Source organism: Kaistia nematophila, from assembly GCF_026343855.1.
In the GTDB taxonomy this organism is placed as follows: domain Bacteria; phylum Pseudomonadota; class Alphaproteobacteria; order Rhizobiales; family Kaistiaceae; genus Kaistia; species Kaistia nematophila.
Window position 1 is genome coordinate 233294 of record NZ_JAPKNK010000004.1, and the last position, 22816, is coordinate 256109.

21 protein-coding genes are annotated in these 22816 nt (G+C 67.7%); 14 read left to right on the forward strand and 7 right to left on the reverse strand.

All coding sequences use genetic code 11. The annotated features are described in order from the left end of the window. Positions 1-53: 53 nt before the first annotated feature. Positions 54-1661: a GMC family oxidoreductase gene (locus OSH07_RS11910; protein WP_266338871.1), complete on the forward strand. Its 1608-nt coding sequence runs from the start codon at positions 54-56 to the stop codon at positions 1659-1661. A gap of 52 nt (positions 1662-1713) precedes the next feature. Further along, entirely contained in the window at positions 1714-2469 is a 756-nt protein-coding gene (locus tag OSH07_RS11915; RefSeq protein WP_266338872.1) for an FCD domain-containing protein, read from the forward strand. Positions 2470-2508: 39 nt separating this feature from the next. Here OSH07_RS11915 and OSH07_RS11920 read toward each other — a convergent pair whose 3' ends face one another. From OSH07_RS11920 to OSH07_RS11940, 5 genes are read right to left on the reverse strand one after another with little or no spacing between them, the layout of a single operon-like run. Beyond that, the gene (locus tag OSH07_RS11920) at positions 2509-3351 is read right to left on the reverse strand and encodes an MBL fold metallo-hydrolase (RefSeq protein ID WP_266338873.1); all 843 of its coding nucleotides are present in this window, start codon (positions 3349-3351) and stop codon (positions 2509-2511) included. After that, complete coding sequence (locus OSH07_RS11925) at positions 3341-4276, reverse strand: NAD(P)-dependent oxidoreductase (RefSeq protein ID WP_266338874.1); 936 nt, start codon at positions 4274-4276, stop codon at positions 3341-3343. The genes OSH07_RS11920 and OSH07_RS11925 overlap by 11 nt, the downstream gene beginning before the upstream one ends. Continuing rightward, the gene (locus OSH07_RS11930; RefSeq protein ID WP_266338875.1) at positions 4276-5229 is read right to left on the reverse strand and encodes a shikimate dehydrogenase family protein; all 954 of its coding nucleotides are present in this window, start codon (positions 5227-5229) and stop codon (positions 4276-4278) included. Before OSH07_RS11930 ends, OSH07_RS11925 begins: the two co-directional genes overlap by 1 nt. Further along, entirely contained in the window at positions 5226-5873 is a 648-nt protein-coding gene (locus OSH07_RS11935; protein WP_266338876.1) for a bifunctional 4-hydroxy-2-oxoglutarate aldolase/2-dehydro-3-deoxy-phosphogluconate aldolase, read from the reverse strand. Before OSH07_RS11935 ends, OSH07_RS11930 begins: the two co-directional genes overlap by 4 nt. Positions 5874-5879: 6 nt before the next feature. Beyond that, positions 5880-6500, reverse strand: a complete 621-nt coding sequence (locus tag OSH07_RS11940) for a glucose-6-phosphate isomerase family protein (protein ID WP_266338877.1) — start codon at positions 6498-6500, stop codon at positions 5880-5882. 284 nt (positions 6501-6784) lie between these two features. On the opposite strand from OSH07_RS11940, the gene OSH07_RS11945 reads away from it, so the two are divergent. From OSH07_RS11945 to OSH07_RS11970, 6 genes are all read left to right on the forward strand, one after another. After that, positions 6785-7846: a sugar ABC transporter substrate-binding protein gene (locus tag OSH07_RS11945; RefSeq protein WP_266338878.1), complete on the forward strand. Its 1062-nt coding sequence runs from the start codon at positions 6785-6787 to the stop codon at positions 7844-7846. Between the two features lie 35 nt (positions 7847-7881). Continuing rightward, positions 7882-9465: a sugar ABC transporter ATP-binding protein gene (locus tag OSH07_RS11950; protein WP_266338879.1), complete on the forward strand. Its 1584-nt coding sequence runs from the start codon at positions 7882-7884 to the stop codon at positions 9463-9465. 67 nt (positions 9466-9532) lie between these two features. After that, positions 9533-10537, forward strand: a complete 1005-nt coding sequence (locus OSH07_RS11955) for an ABC transporter permease (RefSeq protein ID WP_266338880.1) — start codon at positions 9533-9535, stop codon at positions 10535-10537. 32 nt (positions 10538-10569) lie between these two features. Continuing rightward, positions 10570-11454: an SIS domain-containing protein gene (locus tag OSH07_RS11960; protein ID WP_266338881.1), complete on the forward strand. Its 885-nt coding sequence runs from the start codon at positions 10570-10572 to the stop codon at positions 11452-11454. 91 nt (positions 11455-11545) lie between these two features. Continuing rightward, a complete protein-coding gene (gene deoC / locus OSH07_RS11965) occupies positions 11546-12280 on the forward strand; it encodes a deoxyribose-phosphate aldolase (protein WP_266338882.1) in 735 nt (244 codons plus the stop codon). A 5-nt stretch (positions 12281-12285) separates the two neighbouring features. Further along, entirely contained in the window at positions 12286-13794 is a 1509-nt protein-coding gene (locus tag OSH07_RS11970) for a xylulokinase (RefSeq protein ID WP_266338883.1), read from the forward strand. 91 nt (positions 13795-13885) lie between these two features. Here OSH07_RS11970 and hydA read toward each other — a convergent pair whose 3' ends face one another. Further along, complete coding sequence (gene hydA / locus OSH07_RS11975) at positions 13886-15403, reverse strand: dihydropyrimidinase (protein ID WP_266339080.1); 1518 nt, start codon at positions 15401-15403, stop codon at positions 13886-13888. Continuing rightward, entirely contained in the window at positions 15318-16562 is a 1245-nt protein-coding gene (locus tag OSH07_RS11980) for a Zn-dependent hydrolase (protein WP_266338884.1), read from the reverse strand. The genes hydA and OSH07_RS11980 overlap by 86 nt, the downstream gene beginning before the upstream one ends. Before the next feature lie 287 nt (positions 16563-16849). Here OSH07_RS11980 and OSH07_RS11985 point away from each other — a divergent pair, with 287 nt between their 5' ends. The 6 genes from OSH07_RS11985 (at position 16850) to OSH07_RS12010 (ending at position 22805) form a co-directional block, all read left to right on the forward strand. Continuing rightward, a complete protein-coding gene (locus OSH07_RS11985) occupies positions 16850-17767 on the forward strand; it encodes an IclR family transcriptional regulator (protein ID WP_266338885.1) in 918 nt (305 codons plus the stop codon). A gap of 381 nt (positions 17768-18148) precedes the next feature. Next, positions 18149-19351: an ABC transporter substrate-binding protein gene (locus tag OSH07_RS11990; RefSeq protein WP_266338886.1), complete on the forward strand. Its 1203-nt coding sequence runs from the start codon at positions 18149-18151 to the stop codon at positions 19349-19351. A 74-nt stretch (positions 19352-19425) separates the two neighbouring features. Beyond that, the gene (locus tag OSH07_RS11995; RefSeq protein ID WP_266338887.1) at positions 19426-20286 is read left to right on the forward strand and encodes a branched-chain amino acid ABC transporter permease; all 861 of its coding nucleotides are present in this window, start codon (positions 19426-19428) and stop codon (positions 20284-20286) included. A 34-nt stretch (positions 20287-20320) separates the two neighbouring features. Further along, positions 20321-21301, forward strand: coding sequence for a branched-chain amino acid ABC transporter permease (locus OSH07_RS12000; RefSeq protein ID WP_266339081.1), 981 nt, complete (start codon positions 20321-20323; stop codon positions 21299-21301). Continuing rightward, positions 21298-22074, forward strand: a complete 777-nt coding sequence (locus OSH07_RS12005; protein ID WP_266338888.1) for an ABC transporter ATP-binding protein — start codon at positions 21298-21300, stop codon at positions 22072-22074. The genes OSH07_RS12000 and OSH07_RS12005 overlap by 4 nt, the downstream gene beginning before the upstream one ends. A 17-nt stretch (positions 22075-22091) precedes the next feature. Next, positions 22092-22805, forward strand: a complete 714-nt coding sequence (locus OSH07_RS12010; RefSeq protein WP_266338889.1) for an ABC transporter ATP-binding protein — start codon at positions 22092-22094, stop codon at positions 22803-22805. Positions 22806-22816 lie beyond the last annotated feature (11 nt).

The window sequence follows — 22816 nt, forward strand, 5'->3', positions numbered from 1 at the left end:
CTACAGGCCTCGCGCGGCCCGGCCGCGCGGGGCATTTTTCCGGGGGGACAAGCGTGAAGTACGACTACATCATTGCCGGCGGCGGCTCGTCTGCCTGCGTCGCGGCGGCACGGCTCGTGTCGGAATTCGGCGCGCGCGTCCTCCTGGTGGAGCGCGGCCCGGCCCGCTACGCGCGGCTGATGCGCATGCCGGCCGGCTACATGAAATATCTCGGCCGCGAAGACTTCCTGGAGATGCACAAGACCGTGGCCCAGCCGCGGCTGAACGGCCGCGCGCCGATCGTGCCGCAGGCCAAGGTGCTGGGCGGCGGCAGTTCGGTCAACGCCATGGTCTACATGCGCGGCCAGCAGGCGGACTACGATCACTGGGACACCTATCTCGGCGGCGACAGCGGCTGGTCCTACAAGGACCTGCTGCCGCATTTCACCTCGCTCGAAAACAACCGTCGCCTGAACGACGCCTATCACGGCACGGGCGGCAAGCTGCTGGTCTCCGATCCCGGCCAGCTCTGCGAGATGACCGAGGATTTCATCCTCGCCGCACAGGCGATGGGCCTGCCCTTCAATGCCGACTTCAACGGCAGCCGGCAAAATGGCGTCGGCATCATGCAGCACACCATGGGCAAGGCCGGCGGCGCGATGCGGCGGAGCGACGCCGTCTTCTCGTTCCTCGCCGACGCGATGCGCGACAAGCGGCTGACCGTCGTCACCGACGCGCTGGTCTCCCGAATCATCGTCGAGAACGGTCGGGCGGTTGGCATCGACTATACCCATGAGGGCCGCAGCGAGCGCGCCACGGCCAGCGAGGAAGTGCTGGTCGCCACCGGCACCTACAACACCGCCAAGCTGCTGATGCTGTCGGGCATCGGGCCGGCTTCGCATCTGGCCGAGCACGGCATCCGGGTCGAGGCCGACCTGCCGGGCGTGGGTCAGAACCTGCAGGACCACCACGAGGTCCCCGTCATTTGCTCGAGCCGACGCGCCAGCGGCTATTTCGGCCAGGACAAGGGCTGGAACATGATCCGCAACGGCCTCCAGTACCTGCTGTTCGGCACGGGGCCGGTGACGACGACCGGCATCGAATCCTGCCTGTTCTACGATCCCGATGGTGGCGAGCGGCCGACGATCCAGCTCTATTGCGCCCCGATCGTCTATCTCGACCGCGACATCACCGACATGAAGTCGACGCATGGCGTCACGCTGACCTCGTGCCTGCTGCGCCCGAAGGCCCGCGGCTCGGTCAAGCTGCGTTCGGACCGGGCCACCGACCAGCCGATCGTCGATTCGAACTTCTTCGGCGAGGACGAGGACCTGCAGACGACAATCCGCTCGCTGCGCTTTGCGAGGCGGCTGCTCGCCGCCGAACCGATCGCATCCAACATCGCGGCCGAAATGCTGCCGGGCCGCGACGTCGAGAGCGACGAGGCCCTCGCCCAGCACTGCTATCGCTTCGTGAAGACCAACTATCACCCCTGCGGCACCGCCAAGATGGGACCGGACGGCGATCCCATGGCCGTGCTCGACAGCCAGCTGCGCGTGCGCGGCGTCGAGGCCCTGCGGGTGATCGATTGCGCTTCGGTGCCCTTCATCCCCTCGGGCAATACCAACGCGATCGCCCTCGCCCTCGGCAGCAAGGCCGTATCGCTCATCCAGGGCAAATGAGGTAGGCCTTGCGTTACGTCATCTGATTCTTCTGCAGAGGGAACCGCCGCAGGTGAAGGAAGCATTGGCTCGGCGCAAGGCCGCGGACGCGCAGCCAGACCGCAAGGTGTCGCTGGTTGACCGGGTCGTCGACGACCTCGGCACGGCGATCGTGCAGGGTCGCTATCCAGAGGAAACGCACCTGCCGGTCGAAGCGACGATCTCAGCCGAACTCGGCGTCAGCCGCAATGTCCTGCGCGAGGCGATCAAGCTGCTCTCCGCCAAGGGGCTGGTCCGCACCGACCGCGGCTCCGGCATGACCGTGCTGCCGCGCAAGGAATGGAACTATCTCGACCCGGACCTGCTCGGATGGTCGCTGAGCCAGCCAGCGCTCAACGAGGATCTGGTCGACGAACTCAACACGCTGCGCGAGCTTGTCGAGCCGCAGGTCGCCGCCATGGCAGCCAGGGTCGGCACGACCATCGAGATCCTCCGGCTGTTCGAAGCCTATGAAATGATGGAGAAGGCGCCCAACAAGCTGGCCGGCGTGGAAGCGGACATCCTGTTCCATCGCCGCATGTTCGAGGCTTGCCACAACAAGATGCTGCTGAGCCTCATGCAGACGGTGGCGGTGGTGCTGCGCTCCAATTTCTCGCTGGCGATCGAGGTCGACCTGGCCGCCACGCAATATCCGGACGACCACCTGCTGGTGGCGGAGGCTATCCAGCGCCGCGACGCCGACGCCGCGCGAGCGGTAATGACCACGCTGCTTGAAAAGAACCGCAACAACCTCGCCAAGATGCGCGAAATGCTGCGCCAGAAAACCTAGATCCGGCTGCGCCAAACCGCGACGGGATCGCGGCTCCGCCTATTCCGCCGGGCCGATATCGTCGAAAAGCGCCAGCGTCTCGTCGGCGGCCGGCTTGACGATTTTCGGGCGAACGCTCGCAAGCGCGGCGGCGTCGATCGCCGCCTCGTCGGCCGTGTTGAAGGCGAACAGGCCGAAATGATGCGGCACGAGGAATGCCGCCTGCGCCGCGCCGGCAAGCGCGACCGCCTCGGCGAGGGTCAAATTGCCGGGAATGCCGGCGGCGAGGCGTTGGGCGTCGCGGCCATTGACCGGCAGCAGCGCGATATCGGGCCGGAACGCGCGCACCAATTCGGTGAGGCCCTCGAACGGGATGGTGTCGCCGGAATGATAGAGGCTGATGCCACCGGCGCGGATGCCGTAGCCGAGGAAGACATGCCGCCCCTCCCCGTCGCGCTCCAGCGTCTCGTGCGCCGCCGGGAATACCGTGACGGTGACGCCCTCGACCGGCTCAAAAGTCTCGCCCGCATCGACGCCGATGAGTTTTGCCCCCGCGCCGATCCGCTCCCACGCGACATCCATCCTTGCCGCCGGAACGACGAAGGGCACATCCGGAAAGCGGGCCGCCAGCGGCCGCAGCGTGTCCGGATCCATGTGGTCGGTGTGGGCGTGGCTGACGAGGACGAGATCCGGGCGCGGCAATTGCTCGACCGCGATCGGCGCCGGCATCATCCGGCGATGGTCGTTCGGCTTGCCGGCGTATTTCTGCGCCAGGCTGTCGGAGAGATAGGGATCGATCAGGATCCGGTGCCGGCCCGTCTCGATCCAGAAGCCGGCCTGCCCCAGCCAGTAGAGGCCGGGGCGGCCGGGCGCCGGGAAGCCCGGCCGGCGCTCAATGCGCATCGCGGGCGAGCGCGTCGAGGAGATTGGCGACGGCGCGCACCGTCGAGCGCTCGACGGAGGCGTCGGTGAATCCGCCTATATGGCTGGTCAGTACCACCTTCGGGTGGCCGAGCAGTGGCGACGGCGCCGGCGGCTCGGTCTCGAACACGTCGGTCGCGTAGCAGGCGACGCGGCCGGAATCGAGCGCCGCGAGCAGCGCCCCGGCATCGACGAGCCCGGCCCGCGCCGTGTTGACCAGCACCGTCGCCGGCGCCATGGCGGCGAGCCGCGCCGCGGTGATCAGCGGGCGGCCGTCCTCCGGCATCGGCGCATGCAGGCTGATCGCGTCGACGCCCGTGATCGCCTCTTCGAGATCGACGCGGGTGAAGTTCGAGTGCACGACACGTTCGGCATTGGCGAAGGGATCGTAGCCGCGCACCTTGGCGCCGAGATCGAGGCAGAGCTGCGCCAGCGTGGCGCCGATGGCGCCGAGGCCGACGATGCCGATGGTCGCCTCGCACATCTCGCGGCCGATCTGGCGCGGCCATTCGCCCTTGCGCATGCCCTCATGCGTCCAGACGATCTGCCGGAGACCCGCCAGCGTCAGGGCGAGCGCCAGTTCGGCGACGCCGCGGGCATTGGTGCCCTCGGCCCGGCGCAGCTCGATGCCGCGATCCTCGATGGCGCGGAGCGGCAAATTGTCGACGCCGGTGCCGTTGCGGCTGATGACGCGGAGCCGATCGGCCGCTTCCAGCACGCGCTCGCTGACCGGCTCGACGCCGGCGAGCCAGCCGACGCAGCCGGGCAGCGCCGCGATCAGGGCCGCCTCATCCGGGATCGCGCCCGGCGCCGGCATGGCGAGCGAATAGCCGGCCGCCTCGAGCAGGGCGAGCGCCGGATGGCCGCCCTTCGACAGCGAGCGCGGCGTGATCAGGATGCGCTCCATCAGCCGCGCCCCGTCGCCCGCGCGGCGATGGCGGCGATCGCATCGAATTCCGGTCCCGAGACCGGGATCTCGATGTCGAACACCTCGGCGATCACCTGCGTCCAGCCATGGATGAAATAGGTCCAGCCATCCTCGACCTGCAGCTGCAGCGCCTTCTCCTGGGCGCGCGCCTGATCGAGGAAGACGAGGTCGCCGCGATAGTTGAGCTCCCAGACGACGGCGCGCTGCGGGAACACGCCCTGGTCGGTAAGCGGCGAGCCGGGCGCGTCCTTGCCGAGGCCGGTGGCGTTGATGACGAGGCTGCCCGCCTTCATGCCGGCGAGGATCGCATCATTGTCCTCCGGGCGCGGCGCGAGCCGATATTCGACCGGGATGTCCGTGCCGAGCTGGCGATGGATCGCGGCGATATGGTCGAGGCGGGCCTGCGAGCGGTTCGAGACGACGATGCGCGTAGGCCGGTCGGCGCCGCGCGAACGCTGCATCAGGTGCCAGGTCAACGCGATGGTCGAACCGCCGGCGCCCATCGAGAACAGCTCGGCGCCGGTATCGGCGAAATGGTTCGGCGCCAGGAAGCCGTCGATCGAGAGGCCGGACGAGATCGGGTCCTTGGCGTGGCAGATCAGCCGGCCGTCGCGCTTCGACAGGCAGCTCGTCTCTTCCATCAACAGCGCATGCGGGTCGATCTCGTCGAACATGTCGCGGCAGGCGGCGAAGAGATCGAGCTTGTGCGTCGTCACCAGCGCGCCGAGCGAGAGCGGATCGCTCTTCAGGAAGGCGACCGCCTCGCGGTAGCGCTCCGGCTCGTCATGCGGCACGAAATCGATGCCCTTCATCTCGACGTCGCCGAGGCCGAGATGGCGCGCCCATTCCGGGAACACCTTCATGATCGAGGACTTCGCGGTGGTGACGCCGATGAAATAGAAGGTCGGCCGTATCGCGGGCTGGTAGCTCATGAATTCCCCCGGATCTCGGCGACGCGCGCCACGGCGGCGCGTGCATTGGCGGTGATCTTCGACCAGTTGCCGGCGGCGATGTCGGCGCGGGTGGCGATCCAGGTGCCGCCGACGGCGGCGACTTCCTTCAGCGACAGCCAGTCGGCCAGATTGTCCATGCTGACGCCGCCGGTCGGATTGAAGCGGATGCCGGTATGGAGATACGGCGCGGCGATGTTCTTGAGCATCGACGGGCCGCCGGCCGGCATGGCCGGGAAGAATTTCACCATGGAACAGCCGGCCCGGAGCGCCGCCTGCAGATCGGTCGGCGTCATGATGCCGGGCGCAAACGGCAGGCCGCGCTTGGCGGCGTGAGCGAGCACGGCGGCGTCGAGGCCGGGCGACAGGGCGAAGCGGGCGCCGGCATCGACGGCCTGGTCCAGCTGCGCCTCGTCGAGCACGGTGCCGGCGCCGACCAGCAGCTCCGGCCGCGCCCTGGCGATCGCCTCGATCGTGGCGCGGGCGGCGGAGGTGCGGAAGGTGATCTCGGCGACCGGCAGGCCGCCTTCGATCAGCGCATCGGCGAGCGGAAGCGCGGCGGCGGGATCGTCGAGCGCGATCACCGGCACCACCGCATGGGCGGAAATTCTGTCGAAGATGGACATCGGAGGTCAGTCCTGCGTGGCGAGGATGGCGTCGATCTCGGCCTTGCTGCGAGGCCGGTAGGCAGCGTTCGGCACGGCCTTCCAGCCGGCGCCGTCAGCGACGATGCGGGTCGCCATGCCGCCGGAGCGGGCGATCAGCCCGTAGTCCTGGCCGGAATCGCTCGGATAGCAGAAGCTCATGACCAGCGGCGCGGCGCCCGTATTGACCGAGCGGTGGATCCAGAGCGGCGGCACATAGACCATCACGCGCGGCGCGATCTCGAGGATCTGCGTCTCGCCTTCCGGCGATTCCAAGAGCATCAGCCCCTCGCCCGCCTCGCCGTAATAGGTCTCGGGGCGGTTGCCGATCGCGTGGATGTGGCCGCGGGTGACGAAGAATTCGTCGCCGATCCGGCCCGGCTCCATGAAGGTGGTGCCGAAGATCAGGTCGCCGCGCGCCGCCACCGGGCGGACTTCATGGACGTAGTAGACGACGCGGTCGCCTTCGCGGGCAACGGATTCCGCGAAGGCGGCGTTGTCGGCGTAGATACCGTCGAGATCGGCAAGCCGCTTCTCGTAGCGGCCAGTGGCGGCGGACAAAACGCCGCTTTGGGGATCGATGCGGTGGGAAGTGGGGGCAATGGCCATAGGGGTCTCCAAATCGGTAGCAACACTACTCAATCGGTATCGCAATGCAATCGATTTGGGCGATACTGGAATAATTTCGGATGGTTTCGGTGCAAATTCCGTCTTGTCACGCCAAATTTATGTAGTATCAGTACGTAGCCGGCGCTGATGCTGCCGGGCCTGCCGGGCGCAGGCGTTCGTCGCCCAAACATGCCGGCCTCGCTCGTGGGGTCATCGCTTTTTCGGGAAACTCAGCGGCCCATGGCGTCGAGCCGGCCGCGTCTCACAGCTCTGGGAGGAGCTACATGACCCATACCATCGCCAAGCCGGCCTTCGGCCTGCGCGCCTCGCTGCTGGCGCTCGCTTCCGCCGCCGCCCTGCTGACGGCGGCCGGCAGCGCCGCCGCCGCGGACGTTGCGCCGATCGCCGGCCGCCCCGAGCCCGTCGCCAACGAGGCCGGCACCAAGGCCAAGATCGCGATCATCGGCTTCGCCAACAATCCGTACTGGGTTGCCGTGCAGAAGGGCGCCGAGACCGCGAACGACGTGCTGAAGTCGCGTGGCGGCGAAGTGCGCTGGATCGTCGGCGGCGCCAACATCGACGTCCCCACCGTCAACCAGGCGATCAACGCCGCCGCCACCCAGGGCTATAACGGCATCGGCTTCTTCATCGCCGGCGAAGGCAACTGCGCCCTGGTCAAGAACCTGATCGCCGAGAAGAAGATCTCGATCGGCGCCTACAACACGCTGTTCCCCTGCGTCGAGGAAGCCGGCGGCGTCATCAACTACGCCCAGGACCAGGTCGCGGCCGGCAAGAACGCCGCCGCCGAGCTGATCAAGGCGGTCGGCGACAAGGAAGGCAAGGTCGGCGTCATCGTCAGCCAGTTCACGGCGCCGGGTTCCGAGCAGCGCCGCAAGGGCTTCGTCGAAGGCCTGCAGGGTTCGAAGCTCTCCGTCGTCAATGACGGCGTCGAAGCCAAGGATTCGGCCGGCACCACCTTCGCCTCGGCCAAGGACTTCCTGACCTCGACCCCGGATCTCGTGGCCATCTACGCCACCGCCGGCGGACCGTTCGGCGCCGCCCAGGCCGTCAAGGCGGCCGGCAAGCAGGACAGCGTCAAGGTGATCGGTTACGACTTCACCAAGGAGAACGTCGCCGCGATCCGTGACGGCAGCATGTTCGGCGTCACCGGCCAGGACGAATTCGGCCAGGGCTATAATGTGGCGATCGCGCTGTTCAACAACATCGTGGCGCAGCAGAAGGCCGAGCCCGTCCTGCAGCCGGCCGTCAGCCTGTTCATGACCAAGGACAATGTCGACCAGCTCGATCCGGAAAAGCTGCCGGTCGGCACCGTTCCGAAGCTCTGATCGAAGATATCGCCATGCAGGACCGAGCCGAACGAATGCCCGTCGAAGACCAGATCGCCATGGAAAATCCAATCGCCCTGGAAGTCGTCTCCGTCGACAAGCGTTTCGGCTCGGTTCAGGCGCTCGCCGATGTCAGCATGCAGTTCCGCGCCGGCAGGGTCACCGCCCTGCTCGGCGAGAACGGCGCCGGCAAGTCGACGCTGATCCGCGTCTGCTCCGGCGTCCACCAGCCCGATGCCGGCGAAGTCCGCGTCTCGGGCAAAGCGGAGCGCCTGCAGAACTCGCTCGCCGCCAAGGCGAAGGGCATCGCGGTCGTCCACCAGGAGCCGCAGCTCGTCACCCAGATGACGGTGGCCGAGAACATCTTCCTGGCCCGGCTCGGCTCGCGCGGCGGTACTTCCCTCCATCGCCGCGCCGGCCTGGTCGCCGAGGCCGAGCGGCTGCTCGCCGGCCTCGGCCTCGACAAGGAGCTGCCGGATCTCGGCGCCCGCTGCGTCGGTCTTTCCGCCGCCGAGCGCCAGCTGGTCGAGATCGCCCGCGCGCTCGCCGACGACCCGCACGTCCTCTTCCTCGACGAACCCAATTCCAGCCTGACCCGCAAGGAGACGGACCGCCTGTTCGACATCGTGCGCCGGCTGCGCGATCGCGGCACGGCCGTCATCCTGGTCAGCCACCGCCTCGGCGAAGTCTACGAGATCTCCGACGAGGTCATCGTGATGCGCGACGGCCGCAAGGTCGGCGAAGGCCCGGTCGACGAACTGCCGAAGCAGAAGGCGATCCAGCTGATGGCCGGCGAACGGCTGAAGGCGGCGCTCGACCTCGCCGAGAGCGCGCCGCCGCCGCCCGCCGCCGGCGCCGAGCCGGTGCTTTCCGTGCGCAACGCCTCCGGCCTCGCCTTCTCCGACGTCTCCTTCGACATCCGCGCCGGCGAGATCGTCGGCATGGCGGGCCTCGTCGGCTCCGGCCGCACCGAGATCATCCGCGCCATCCTCGGCGCCGACCCGCTGTTTTCAGGCGACATCCGCCTCAAGGGCCGCCCGGTCCGCTTCGGCTCGCCGCGCGCCGCGCTCAAGGGCGGCATCGCCTTCATCAGCGAGGAACGGCGCACCTCCGTCTTCTACGGCCACGACATCGCCTTCAACCTGACCTCGAACGTGCTCGACCGCTTCGGCCGCTTCGGCTTCTTCAGCCCGCGCCGGCGGCGCGCCTTCGCGCAGAAGAGCGCCGACGAGATCGGCGTCAAGGCGGACAATGTCGACGTGCCGATCCGCACACTTTCCGGCGGCAACCAGCAGAAGGTGCTGCTCGCCCGCGCGCTCGCCTCCAACCCGTCGCTGGTGATCCTCGACGAGCCGACGCGCGGCGTCGACGTCCGCACCAAGGCGGACATGTACCGCCTGATCCGCACGCTGGCGCATGAGCGCGGGCTGGCGGTGTGGTTCGTCTCCTCGGAGCTCGACGAGGTGCTGCAGCTTGCCGACCGCATCGTCGTCGTGCGAGGCGGCCAGATCGCCGACAGCCTCGCCCGCGGCCCGGAGGCGGCGCGCGTCGTCGCCTCGGCGCTCGGCGAGAAGATCGAGGACGCGGCGACGACCGCCCTCGCCTCGGACATGACCTGACATGAGCGCAACCTCGAACCGGCCGTCGCGCGCCAGCGGCCCAGAAACCATGAACAAGGGTAATCGGATGAGTATCGCCAGCCTGAAGCGTCTGCCTCTGCTGCGAGGTCAGGAGACCGGGCTGATCGGCGTGATCATCGGCCTCTCCATCGCCTTCTCCTTCTTCAATCCGAGCTTCCTGACGACGGACAATCTCCGCAACGTGCTGGTCGCGGTGGCGGTGGTCGGCATCATGGCGATCGGCCAGTGCTTCGTCATCATCGCCCGCGAGATCGACCTGTCGGTCGGCTCGGTGATGGGGCTCTCCGGCCTCTGCGGCGCCTGGCTGATGGCGGCCGGCCTGTCGCCCTGGCTCGCCATCCTGCTGGCGATCGGCGTCGGCGCCACCGCCGGTCTCGTCACCGGCATCGTCGTGGTGGTGTTCCGCGTCAACTCCTTCATCGCCACGCTCGGCATGCTCTCGGTGGCGCGCGGCCTGACCCAGGTGATCTCCGGCGGCCTGCCGATCATGGTCGACCCCTCGGTGATGTTCATCGGCCAGGGCAGCTTCCTCGACATCCCCGTCCAGGTTCTGATCTTCATCGGCCTCGGCATCGCCTTCCAGCTCATCCTGACCCGCAGCGTCGTCGGCCAGCGCATCGTCGCCGTCGGCGATAATGACGAGGCGGCCCGCCTTTCCGGCATCCCGATCAACGCCACCCGCATCGCCGTCTTCGTGGCGAGCGGCGCCCTCGCCGCCGTCGCCGGCATCGTCTACACGGCGCAGGTCAGCGTCGCCGAGGCGCAGGCCGGCACCGGCCTCGAGCTCGACGTCATCGCGGCGGTGGTGATCGGCGGCGCCAGCCTTTCCGGCGGCCGCGGCTCGATCCTCGGCGCCATGCTCGGCGCCTATCTGCTCGGCGCGCTGCGCAACGCCTTCATCCTGCTGGAACTCTCGCCCTTCCTGCAGCAGATGAGCGTCGGCATGGTGATCGTGCTCGCCGCCATCTTCGACCAGTTCCGGCAGGGCTCTTTCCGGCATGCCAACGTCATGCAATCGTTGCTCTTCGTCTTCCGATCACGCACGCGATGAGCGCCGGGGCCCGGCGCAAGGACCAAACGACCATGCAAACTCACGTCTCCGCCTCGGTCGGCGGGACCGGCAACATCCTCGAAGTCGCGCGCGGGCTCCGCGCCGAGCTGAGGAAGTCCGATCGCAAGGTCTGCGACATCGTCCTCGAGGACCCGCGTCGCATTCTCTCCGCGACGGTGGCCGAGACGGCGCTGCTCGCCGGCGTCAGCCAGCCGACCGTGATTCGCTTCTGCAGCGCGATCGGCTGCGACGGCTTCCAGGACTTCAAGCTGCGGCTGGCCCAGAGCCTGGCGCTCGGCGTGCCGGCGACCCATTCGGTCATCACAGACGCCGACAGCCCGGACCAGGTGGCGCGCAAGATTTTCGACTACACGATGACCAGCCTCGACTGGGCCCGCAACCGGCTGGAATCGCCGGCGCTCGCCCGCGCCGTCGACGCGCTGGTGGCGGCGCAGCGGATCGAGTTCTTCGGCTTCGGCGCCTCCGGCATCGTCGCGCTCGACGCGCAGCAGAAGTTCCCGCTGTTCGGCGTGCCCTGCGGCGCCGAGATCGACTCGCACCAGCAGGTGATGGTCGCCTCGCTCCTGAAGCCCGGCGACGTCGCCGTCGCCATCTCGAATACCGGCACGACGCGCTCGACCGTCGAGGTGGCGAAGCTCGCCCGCGAGAACGGCGCCACCGTCATCGGCATCACCGGCAATGAGGGGCCGCTCGCCGACGCCTGCGACATCGTCCTGCTGACCGAGACGCTCGAAAACACCAACATCTACACGCCGACCATCTCGCGCATCGCCGCCCTCGTCGTGGTCGACATCCTGTCGACCGCCGTGGCGCTCCGGCGCGGCGAGGCGCATGTCGAGAGCTTCAAGCGGATGAAGAAGACGCTGAGCCACATGCGCTCGACGGCCCGGATCTAGACGCGGCAGTCCAAGAGGGCCGGCTTGGGCGAGCCCGAGCCACGCCCCGCCATGCCCGTAGCGACAGTACCAAACCGAAGAAAGCGGCCCCATGTCCAAGACCCCCACCAGCCTCAGCGCCGCCGACCTCGCGCAGAGGATCGACATCAGCGCGGTCCAGACCTTCCACGCGGAGGCCGATATCCGCTCGCTCGCGGCGCTCGCGGTCGAGAACGGCTTCATCGCGGCGCATGCGCTGCCGAATTTCGTGCCGCTGCTGCGCTCGCTGGTGCCGGCCGGCGGCCGCACGCTGGTCGGCGGGCCGATCGGCTTCCCGTCCGGCGGCCACATGACGGCGATCAAGGTCGCCGAGGCGGCGGCGCTGCGCGAGGCCGGCGCCGACGAACTCGACATGATGATCAATGTCGGTCGCCTGAAGTCGGGCGACCTCAACTATGTCCGCGACGAGATCGCGGCGGTGATCGAAGCGGCCGCGCCGGTGCCGCTCAAGGTCATCCTCGAACTGCATCACCTGACCGACACCGAGATCGAGACGGCGGCCGACATCGTCGCCTCGAGCGGCGCTGCCTTCGTCAAGACCGGCACCGGCTGGACGCCGGCGGCGGCGACGTTGCCGCGCATCCGCCTTATCGCCGCGGTCGTCGCGGGCCGCGCCGGCATCAAGGCCTCGGGCGGCATCCGCGATCTCGCCACCGTCGCCGAGATGGTGGCGCTTGGCGTCACCCGCTTCGGCATCAACACCGCCTCGGCGATCGAGCTGGTGAAGCAGGTCGACGCGCTGCCGGGCGGCCGGCTCGCCATCGCCCCCGCCAACGAGAGGGCCTGACCATCATGGCCCGGACGGTCCTGGCGCTCGATCTCGGCACCGGCGGCGTCAAGTCGGCGCTCTATGACGCGACCGGCGCCTGCCTCGCCGAGCGGGTGCAGAACTACCGCACCTATTTCCCGGCGCCGGGCCTGCACGAGCAGGATCTCGGCGAGTGGTGGGACGCCGTCTCGGCCAGCATCCGCGCTTTGCTCGACGCCGAAGGCGTCGACCGCGCCGCCGTCGGCGCGATCAGCATTTCCGGCCACAGCCTCGGCTGCATCCCGCTCGACGCCGACGACCGGCCGCTGATGCAGCGCGTGCCGATCTGGTCGGACGCACGGGCCGGCGCCGAGGCGGAGGACTTCTTCCGCCGCTTCGACTATGAGCGCTGGTATGGCCTGACCGGCAATGGCTTTCCGGCCGGGCTCTATCCGCTGTTCAAGATCCTCTGGCTCAAGGCGAACCACCCCGGGATCTTCGCCCGCACCCGCTCGATCGCCGGCAGCAAGGATTTCATCAACCTGCGCCTTTGCGGCATCCACGCCACCGACCCGTCCTATGCTTCGGGCAGCGGCGCCTACGACCTGCATGCCCGCGCCTTCTCGGACGAAATCCTCAACGCGGCCGGCGTCGACCGCGCGCTCTTTCCCGAGATAGTGCCGTCGACCGCCATCCTCGGAACGGTCCTGCCGGAGATCGCCGCCGAACTCGGCCTGCCGGGCGACGTCGTCGTCGTCGCCGGCGGCGTCGACAACAGCTGCATGGCGCTCGGCGCCCGCACCTTCTCGGAAGGCGATTTCTACGGCTCGATGGGCTCGTCGAGCTGGCTCACCGTGTCGTCGGCGAAGCCGGTGCTCGACAGCCGCGTCCGTCCCTTCGCCTTCGCCCATGTCGTGCCGGGACAGGTCATCTCCGCCACTTCGATCTTCTCGTCCGGAACCAGCCTTGCCTTCGTCAAGGAGATGCTGATGGCGGAGGACGGCTACGAGGCGCTGTTCGAGCGGGCGGCGAGCGCGCCCTTCGGCGCCAACGGCCTCCTCTTCGTGCCGACGCTCGGCGGCGGCACCAGCCTGGAGGGCGGGCCGGAGGTGCGCGGCGCCTTTGTCGGCCTCGACCTCCGCCACGGCAAGGCCGACATGCTGCGGGCGACGATCGAGGGCATCGCGCTCGGCCTGCGCGTCGCGCTCGACGAATTGCGCCGGCTAACCGATATCAATCCGACCATGACCATCGTCGGCGGCGGCGCCCGCAGCCCGCTGATGCGGCAGGCGATGGCCGACCTTCTCGATTGCGCGATCGTCAAGACCTCGATCGACCAGCAATCGGCCTCGCTCGGCGCGGCGGCGCTCGCCATGGTCGCGACCGGAAACTGGGCCGACATGCAGCCGCTGCTCGGGCTGCATCGGGTCGAGGACCGACACGAGCCGGATCCCGAAACGGCGGATCGCAGCGTGCGCATGCTCGCCGCCTATCGCGCCGCCGCCGAGGCGCAGCGAACGCTGGCGCCGCTGCTCGCCAGCCTTCGCGCCTGAAGAGCGCGTCGCCCGGCGCAAAACTGGTTGTCAGCCCGAAGCCGCCTGCCGCGGCTTCGGGTCCTTTCGTCTCCGGTTCGGATGCGCCGGATCAGGCCGGCTTGCCGGGGCGCACATATTTGGCGCGCTTCAGGAACTGGCCCTCGCCCGGGGTACCGACATATTCGCGGTCCTCGACGATGACCTTGCCGCGCAGCAGCACGGTCTTCGGCATGCCCTTCACCGCATGGCCCTCATAGGACGAGTAGTCCATGTTGTTGTGCATCTCGGACTGGGTGATCACCGTCGTCGCCTCCGGATCCCAGATCACGATGTCGGCGTCGGAACCGACCGCGATCGTGCCCTTCTGCGGGAACATGCCGAACACCTGCGCCGGGCGGGTGGCAACGAGATCGACGAATTCCGGCAAGCTCAGCCGGCCCTGGTTGACGCCCTGATAGACCATCATCAGCCGCTCCTCGACGCCCGGAGCCCCATTCGGGATCTTGCGGAAGTCGTCGCGGCCCTTGTCCTTGTGGCCCTTGAACAGCCAGGAGCAATGGTCGGACGAGACCGTTTCGAGCACGCGGTCCTGCAACGCCTTCCAGAGGATCTCCTGATCCTCCACGGAGCGCGCCGGCGGGGTGAAGACGAACTTCGCGCCCTCGAAATTCGGCCGGGCGAGGTCTTCCTTGGTCAGGTAGAGATATTGCGTGCAGGTTTCGGCCAGCGCGTCGACGCCGCGGCGCTTCGCGCGCAGCAGTTCGTCGAGCGCCTCGCCACAGGTGAGGTGCACGATATAGATCGAGGTGTCGACGATCTCGGCGAGCGCAATGGCGCGGGCGGTCGCCTCCGCCTCGATGCGCGGCGGACGGCTCAGCGCGTGATAGTAGGGCTCGGTCTTGCCCTCGGCGACGAACTTGTCGCGCAGGTAGTCGGCGGCATCGCCGTTCTCGGCATGGACCATGACGAGCGCGCCATACTTCTTCGCCTGTTCGAGCGATTTCAGCATGGTGACGTCGTCGATCATGTTCATGCCGCGATAGGCCATGAACAGCTTGAACGAGGTGATGCCGCGGTCCGGCAGCGTCGCCAGCTCGGCAAAGACGCCGTCGTTCATGTCGGTGACGATCATGTGGTAGCCATAGTCGATGGCGACCTTGCCCTCGGCCTTGGAGTCCCAATAGGCGATGGCGTCGCCGAGGCTCTGGCCCCGGTCCTGCGAGCAGAAGTCGACCACCGTCGTCGTGCCGCCGCAGGCGGCCGCGATGGTGCCGGAGCCGAAATCATCGGCCGACTTGGTGCCGAAATCGCCGGAATCGAGATGGGTGTGCACGTCGACGCCGCCCGGCATGACGTAGCAGCCGCTGGCGTCGACGATGCGATCGGCGCTCTCCAGCGTGCCGCCGATCTGCACGATCCTGCCGTCCTTGATGCCGATATCGGCCTGCGAGACTCCGCTGGCGGTGACGACCGTTCCGTTCTTGACGATGACGTCCATTCTGTCGGTTCCTTGAACGCTTGGGCGGGAAAAGCTGGGGGGATCAGTAGGCGAGGGCGTGGAGGCCGGCCGCGAGCACGCGGATGCCGTCGACGATGTCGGGGATCGAGGAGAATTCCTCCGGCGTATGGCTGCGGCCGTCCTTCGAGCGCACGAAGATCATCACCACCTTGGCGATGTGCTCCATCTGCTGGCTGTCGTGGCCGGCGCCGCTCGGCATGGTCATGAAGGGAATGCCCTGCGCCGCAGCCGCCTTCTGGAAGGTGGCGACGAGGCCTGGATCGGACAGGCAGGGCTCGTGGTTCACGTAATGGTTCCACGAAATCTCCAGCCCGCGCCGCTCGGCGACTTCCTGCATCAGCGCCTCGTGGCGGGCATAGAGGATGGCGCGCTGCCCGGGATCGGGATGGCGCGCGTCGACGGTGAAGTTGACGCTGTGCGGCACGACGGCGGGATAGTTCGGCTCCACCACGGCGCGGCCGACCGTGGTGACGGCGGGACGGCCCATGCGGTGGGCGGTGTTGATGACGCCGGACGCGATCTCGGCGAAGCCGGCCATCGGATCGCGGCGCAGGTCCATCGGGAAGGCGCCGGCGTGGTTCTGCTCGCCGGTGATGGTGACGTTGTAGTGGCGGATGCCGGTGATGGCGTCGACCACGGCGACCGGCAGGCCGGCATGCTCGAGGATCGGCCCCTGCTCGATATGCAGCTCGACGAAGCTGTCGATGTCGTCGCGCTTCGCCTCGGGAATGCGGGCGGGATCGAGCCCGACGGCACGCATGGCGTCGGCCATGGTCTCGTCGTCATAGCCCTGCATCGCCTCGGCCGCGCCCGGCTCGATGCGGCCGGTGATGGCGCGCGAGCCCCAGAAATTGGTCGAGGGGAAGCGGCTGCCCTCCTCCTCGCAGAGCGACAGCGCCTCGAGCGTGCGCTTCGGTTGGCCGAACTGCGCCTTCAACACCTTGAGCGCGATCAGGCCGGCGAGCGCGCCGAGCGTGCCGTCATAGCGGCCGCCGGGACGCTGCGTGTCGATATGCGAGCCGGAGACGATGGAGCCGCCGGGCTCGGAGCCCTGCAGCCGGCCCCAGACATTGCCGACCGCGTCGCGCGTGACGGCGAGGCCGGCCTCCTCGCACCAGGCCGCGTACTGGTCGGTCGCCTGCACCCACTCGGGCGAATAGACGGTGCGCCAGACGCCGGTTCCGGCATAGGCGCCGAACCGGCCCATCTCCATGATGTAGCGTTCCACCAGTTCAGGGTCGATGTGGATCTGGACGTCCTGCGCCACGGGCCTATCTCCGATGCTCGACGGGGGCAAATTGCGATGTGCTAGCGATCGTTCTGCTAATAGGATATCATTTCTTCTATAGATTGTTTGGATTAGCTAGGATGGGTCAAGCTCAAAGAGGCGGCGATGGACGCCGAAGGTTTGGTCAACTGCCGAACGGGCAGGCATGGCCGGCGCCGGCGGAACGGCCTCGCCCTCGGGATTGGGTTGACGCCGGCGGTGTCGCGCTGGCATGCCCTTGAGGCATCAGCCGGACGGCACCTGGCCCGGCGCAGGAAGGATCGTGAATGTCAGAGGAAGGCAAGCCGGCTTCGGGCGTGGGGCTCTACAAGTCGCAGCTCCAGCAGGAGGGCGCGCGCTGGTACCTGACCGCGCAGGACCTCGAACTGCCGAAGACGCAGGCGCCCGGCCTGGTGCCGGCGCTGGAAAACGCCATCGCGGTGATCGACTACATCAACCGCACGCCCCCCCACATCGCCTCGCTCGCCGAGATTTCCGCCAATCTCGGAATCTCCAAGAGCCATTGCCACAACATCCTGAAGACGCTGACGCATTTCGGATGGCTGTCGTTCGACACCCGCGCCAAGACCTATGAGCTGCATGCCGGCATCATCGCCGCGGCGTCGTCGCTGATGGGCTCGCCACAGCTCGACCGCATCCGCGCCGAGCTGACGCAGCTGGTCCGCCGGATCGAGATCCCGGCGGTCCTGACCCAGCCGCAGCCGGACGACAGCTTCGTCGTCGTCGACAAGTTCAACGGCCCGCAGCAGATGGAGGTCTCGTTCCCGATCGGCCACCACATGCCGCGGGATTCGGTCGCCAACAGCCGCGCCTATCTCGCCTGGCAGCCGCAAGAGAAGATCGACCGCTGGATGGAGAGCTGGCAGCCGGTCCGCTACACCGCGGCGACGCTGACTTCGCCGGAGGCCGTGCGCGCCGAGATCGCCGCCACCCGCAAGCGCGGCTATGCCCGCAGCGTCGGCGAATTCACCGACGGACTGATGGCGCTCGGCATGCCGATCTTCAACCGCTTCGGCGAAGTCGCCTATGTCTTCACCTGCTCGGGCCTGCTCTCGGCGATGGCGCCGCGCGAGGAACAGCTTGCCCGCGAGATGGTCCGCGCCGCGGTCGCCGCCAACCAGGCGGTGCTCGGCCGCATGCCGCCCGACTTCCCGATGATCCAGGTGCCGCTGGCGATCGGCTGATCCGGCCGCCGGCGACGGCTTCGCCCGTCCGGCGCGGTCTGCACGGCCGCGCCCGCCCCTCCCTGTCTCCCCGCCCCGCCGCGCGAACCCCGCCGCCACCCGCGCCGCCGGGCTCGTGGGTAGCAATCCCGGCGCTTTTCGATTTCCGGTTGCCCAGAGTCGCAGCATTGCGGCGGCCCGGTCGCGGGCATTTGCACGAATGTTGAGCGAGCACAAAAATTGCGCGCCGACCGCGTTGACAGCTCCCATCCGTCTGATCTGTAGTGTCCGTGCCGTATGAGGCATGACGTTCTCTATAAAGAACGTATGCGACCGACGAATTACTCCGGAACACAACCCCGCCGGCGCCGAGGGCGCCGCAGCCTTCCTGGGAGACTGTCGATGATCCAACTATCCCGCCGCACCATGCTGATGAGCACCGGTGCCCTGGTTCTCGCAGCCGTCATGGCTGCCCCCTCCGGCGCGCTCGCGGCGGAGAAGGTCCTGAAGATCGGCCAGCTCGGCGTCATGAGCGGCCCGGAAGCCTCCTGGGGCCTCGTCAACAAGTTCTCGGCGCTCGCCACGGCCGAGATGTGGAACGAGAAGGGCGGCATCGAGATCGGTGGCGACAAGTACAAGATCGAAATCGTCTCGGTCGACGACCGCAACGATCCGAAGCTGACCGTCTCCGGCGCCGAGCGCCTGACCGGTGAAGGCATCAAGTACATCATCGGCCCGAACATGGACACGACGGCGACGTCGGTTCGGCCGATCGCCGAGAAGAACAAGGCGATGTACTTCCCCTATGCGTTCGCCCGCTCGCTCTACACGGCGCCGGCCGAGAACGCCGTGCTTGGCATGGTCGCGAGCTACCAGGTCGCGCCGGTCATGTACAAGATCCTCAAGGAAGAGCGCGGCGTGAAGAAGGTCGCCTTCATCGCCCGCAACGACTCCGACGGACTGCTGCAGCGCGACGAAGGCGTCAAGGTCGCCGAGGCCCTCGGTCTCGACATCGTCTCCAAGGACGACACCTACGAGGCCAGCATCACCGACTTCTTCCCGATCGTCGGCAATGTCGTCGCCAAGAACCCCGACCTGATCGTCATGTCGTCGGTCGCCCCGGCCCATGCGCCGCAGATCATGCGCGCCGCCCGCGAGATGGGCTACACCGGCTTGTTCGGCGCCGAATCCGCGCAGGACATGAAGATCATCAACGAGGTCGCCGGCGAGATGGGCAGCGGCCTGATCTCGATCGGCGGCGCGTCGACGCCGGAAATCCGCTCCCCCTACATGGAGGAGTTCATCGATCGCTACACCAAGATCGCGGGCGAATGGAACGACGAGGCCGGCACCAAGGCCTACGCGCTCGAGATGATCCTCGGCACGCTGCAGAAGGCCGGCCCGGCCGCCATCGACGACATCGAGGTGTTCAAGGCGGCGATCCCCGGATTCGAGATGAAGAACCCGTTCCTGAAGGAAGACGCGATGGTCAAGTATGTCGGCACCGCCGACTTCGGCCAGAAGCGCCAGATCGGCGTGCCAATGGTGATCACCGAGACCAAGGGCGGCGAACTCACGACGCTGTCGGTCGGCAGCGTCGAATAAGCGTGCCGCGCCCGGCCGGCCGGCTCCTGCCGGCCGGGTCCATGCCCCGCCTTCCTCAATCCAGGTCGGACGCCATGACCCAGATCCTCGTCAACGGCATGCTTCTGTCGGCGAACTACGCGCTGATCGCTCTCGGCATCACGCTGATCTTCAGCATCATGAACGTGCTCAACTTCGCGCACGGCCAGATGTTCATGATCGGCGGCTTCGTCGTCTACTACGCGGTCGTGGTGTGGGGCCTGCCCTTCCCGCTCGGGCTGCTTGGCGCCCTGGTGATCGTCGGCGTGATCGGCATGGTGCTCGAATCCGTCTTTTTCCGCCGCGTGATGAAGAACTCCTCACGCGAGGAGAACACCATGCTGCTGGCGGTCGGAACCGCCCTGCTGCTCGAGAATGTCGCGCTGTCGCTGTTCGGCGAGAAGCAGCGCGGCATCCCGCCGATCATCTCCGGCGTCTACAGGTTCGGCGACGCCTTCCTGCCGGCGAACCGCCTGCTCGTGCTCGGCATCTCGCTGGCGCTGATCGTGCTGGTGCTCCTCTTCGTCAACTATTCGCGCACCGGCCGCGCCATGCGCGCGCTCGCGCAGGACCGCACGGCGACCCTGCTGATGGGCGTCGACGTGCCACGCATCTCGACGCTCGGCTTCGGCCTCGGCGCGGCGCTCGCCGGCATCGCAGGCGCGCTGCTCATCTCGATCTCCGGCGTCAATGCCGGCATCGGCACGGCGATTTCGACCAAGGCCTTCATCATGATCATGATCGGCGGCGCCGGCGTCATGTCTGGCGCGCTGCTCGGCGCCGTGACGCTCGGCTTCGCCGAGGCGCTTGGCTACGCCTTCTTTCCCGGTTCGGTCACCTACCTGATCATCTTCATCGGCCTGATCCTGTTCCTGCTGTTCCGGCCGCAGGGAATCATGGGCAAGCCGTGGGGCTGATCTTCCTCAATCTCTGGAAAGTGGAGACGTGACGATGGCTGCCGTCCTCGACGCCACCGCCGACACCGCCCCGAACCGCGGCGCGGCCGAGATGAGGCGGTTCCTCATGACCGCCATACCGCTGGCGATCGCCCTCTACGGCGTGCTGCCGCTGCTGGTCGGTGGCCAGCCCTACTGGCTCAACGTGCTGACCAATGCCTGCCTGCTCTCCTTCGGCAGCCTCGGCGTCTGGCTCACCTTCTCGATCGGCCGGGTCAACATCGCGCAGGGCGCCTTCGCCCTGATCGGCGGCTACACCACCGGCATTCTGACGACGATGCTGGGCTTCAACTTCTGGATCGCGCTGCCGCTGTCCGGCCTCGTCGCCGCAACCATCGGCATCCTGATCGGCTGGCCGCTGCTGCGGCTGCGCGGCATCTACTTCGCCATGGTGACGCTGAGCCTCACGGAGGCGGCGCGGCTCGCCTTCGTGAATGCCGGCAGCGTGGGGCACGGCGTGCTCAACATCCCCAATCCGCCCGGCCTGAACTCGCCGCTCGCCTTCTATCTCTTCGCCGCCACCATGCTGCTCCTCGGCTTCTTCGCGATCTGGCGCCTGAACATCAGCCGGATCGGCTGGGTGTTCCGCTCGATGCGCCAGAACGAGGAACTCGCCGCCTCGATCGGCATCGACGTCGCCCGCTTCCGCGTCCTCGCTTTCGCGATCTGCTGCTTCATGGGCGGCATCGCCGGCGGCTGCTTCGCCAGCCTGCAGCAGAACATCTACCCGCAGACCTACACGGTCGCGGATTCGATCAACTTCATGCTCTACTGCTTCCTCGGCGGGCTCGACTTCGTCCTCGGGCCGATCGTCGGCACCTTCACCCTGGTCGTCGCCTTCGAGCTGCTGCGCTCGATCCAGGAATACCAGGCGCTCGTCTACGGCATCCTGATGATCGCCGTCATGCTGTTCCTGCCGAACGGCCTGCTCAGCTTGCGCGCCCTGCTCTCCCGCCGCGCGGGAGGCGCCAGATGAGCATTCTCAAGGTCGAGGGCCTCACCAAGCAGTTCGGCGGCCTGACGGCGGTCAACAATGTCAGCTTCGACGTCGAGGAAGGCCAGGTCCTTTCGGTGATCGGCCCGAACGGCGCCGGCAAGAGCACACTTTTTAAGCTGATCTCCTCCTTCCTGACGCCGACCTCGGGCCAGGTCCGCTACAAGGGCGAGGTGGTGAGCGGGCTGAAGCCGCATCTCGTCGCCCGCAAGGGCATCGTCCGCACCTTCCAGGAAACGACGGTCTTCAAGGAGATGACGGCGTTCGACAATGTCGTCATCGGCCATCAGCTCGGCCAGAATGCCGGCCCGCTCGGCGTTTTCCTGTCGACCCGCGCCGCGCGCGCCGACGAGGCCCGCTTCCGCGAGAGCGCCGACGAGATCCTCGAGTATCTCGGCCTTTCCCACGTCCGCAACGAACTCGCCCGCAACCTGCCGCACGGCTATCTGCGCTCGCTCGGCATCGCCATCGCCATGGCGGCGCAACCGAAGCTGCTCCTCCTCGACGAGCCCTTCGCCGGCATGAACGTCGACGAGACCGACCGCGCCGTGACCATGGTCGAGGGCATACGCCGCCGCGGCATCACCGTGCTGCTCGTCGAGCACGACATGCGCGCCGTCATGCGCATCTCCGATCGCATCGTCGTCATCAGCTTCGGCTCGAAGATTGCAGAGGGAACACCGGAAGAGATCCGCGCCAACGAGGCGGTGATCGAGGCCTATCTGGGCCAGGACGACGAAACGATCGGCCACTGAGCGGGACAGGAGACATCATGCGCTACTTCGAAGCCCGCAACCTGACCGTCAACTACGACAAGGTCTCGGCCGTCCGCGACGTCTCCATCGCCTTCGACGAGGGACAGGTGGTCTCGCTGATCGGCGCCAACGGCGCCGGCAAGTCGACGATCCTGAAGGCCGTGACCGGCCTGACGCGCCCGGCCGCCGGCGAGATCTGGTTCGAGGGCGAGCGGGTCGACCGCCTGCAGCCGGCCGAACTCGTGCAGCGCGGCATCGCCATGGTGCCCGAGGGTCGCCGCGTCTTCCCGCATATGAGCATCCGCGACAACCTGATGATGGGCGCCTATACGCGGCGCGACCGGGCCCAGGTGAGCAGCGATCTCGAACGCATCCTGACCCGCTTCCCGCGCCTGCGCGAACGCATCCGCCAGAACGCCGGCACGCTGTCGGGCGGCGAGCAGGAAATGCTGGTCATCGGCCGCGCGCTGATGACCAAGCCGAGGCTGCTGCTGCTCGACGAGCCCTCGCTCGGCCTCGCGCCGCTGGTCGTGCGCGACATCGCGCGGCTGATCCTCGAGGTCAACCGCGACGAGAAGGTCAGCGTCATCCTCGTCGAGCAGAACTCGCGCATGGCGCTCCGGATCAGCCAGTACGCCTACGTCATGGAGACGGGCGCCGTCGGCCTCGAGGGTCCCTCGGCCGAGCTGATCGACAACGACCACGTCAAGACACTCTATCTCGGCGGCTGACGAGCCGCCGG